This window comes from Arhodomonas sp. KWT (genome assembly GCF_010993615.1).
Window position 1 is genome coordinate 1 of sequence record NZ_WNXE01000527.1, and the last position, 1,115, is coordinate 1,115.

Consider the following 1,115-nt stretch of genomic DNA (forward strand, 5'->3'; position numbering starts at 1 on the left):
CCGGCCGGGCTACCGCCGGCCGGTCTGGGCGTTGCCTTCGCCGCCTTCCGGCAGGGTGATGTTGAGCTCGAGGACGTCGCAGTTGCCCTCGTGCTCGACCTCCATGCGAACGGCGTCGTCGCTCACCTGCACATACTTGCGGATGACCGAGAGCAGTTCCTCCTGGAGCTTGGGCAGGTAATCCGGCCCGCCGCGCCCGGAGCGCTCGCGGGCAACGATGATCTGCAGCCGCTCCTTGGCCACGGAGGCCGAGCGGCGCTTCTCGGAGCGGAAATAGTCCAGGAAGCTCATTGCCTCAACCCCCGAAAATCCGTCCGAACAGACCCTTCTTCTCCGTGAGGAAGCGGTGTTCGCGTTCCTCGCCCAGGAAGCGTGCCACCGCATCGTCGTACGCCTGGCCAGCATCGGTGCGGTCCTCGAGGATGACCGGCACGCCCGCGTTGGAGGCGTTGAGCACGGCGGTGGACTCGGGGATGACGCCGAGCAGGTCGATCGCCAGGATCTCGCGCACGTCCTCGACGCTGAGCATCTCGCCCTTGCCGACCCTGGAGGGGGCATAACGGGTGATGAGCAGGTGCTCGCCCACCGGCTCCTTGCCCTGTTCCGCACGGCGGGTCTTGCTGGCAAGCAGCCCGAGCACCCGGTCGGAGTCGCGCACCGAGGAGACCTCGGGATTGGTCACCACCAGGGCCTCGTCGGCGAAGTACATCGCGAGGTTCGCCCCGCGCTCGATGCCCGCGGGCGAGTCGCAGACGATGTAGTCGAACTGCTCCGAGAGCGTGTCCAGCACCTGCTCCACGCCCTCCTGGGTCAGGGCGTCCTTGTCCCGCGTCTGGGAGGCGGGAAGGATGTAGAGATCCTCGACGCGCTTGTCGCGGATCAGTGCCTGGTTGAGGTTCGCCTCGCCGTTGATGACGTTGACGAAGTCATAGACCACGCGGCGCTCGCAGCCCATGATCAGGTCCAGATTGCGCAGGCCGACGTCGAAGTCGACGACCACGGTCTTGTAGCCGCGACGGGCGAGCCCCGCGGCGAAGGCGGCGCTGGTGGTGGTCTTGCCGACCCCGCCCTTGCCGGATGTCACGACGAGAATCTTCGCCACGCTGAAACCTCCT

General features: G+C 66.9%; 2 protein-coding genes. Both read right to left on the reverse strand.

Annotation, left to right across the window (positions count from 1 at the left end; translation table 11 throughout):
* Window positions 1-9 precede the first annotated feature (9 nt).
* On the reverse strand, window positions 10-291 hold the full coding sequence (gene minE, locus G7A99_RS20445) for a cell division topological specificity factor MinE (protein WP_018718440.1): 282 nt from the start codon (window positions 289-291) through the stop codon (window positions 10-12).
* Between the two features lie 4 nt (window positions 292-295).
* A complete protein-coding gene (gene minD / locus G7A99_RS20450; RefSeq protein WP_018718441.1) occupies window positions 296-1,102 on the reverse strand; it encodes a septum site-determining protein MinD in 807 nt (268 codons plus the stop codon).
* Between the last annotated feature and the right edge of the window lie 13 nt (window positions 1,103-1,115).

What these genes read in the sequence shown, in the direction of transcription:
- minE (WP_018718440.1), bottom strand. Translation starts at nt 291, where the DNA reads ATGAGCTTCCTGGACTATTTCCGCTCCGAGAAGCGCCGCTCGGCCTCC.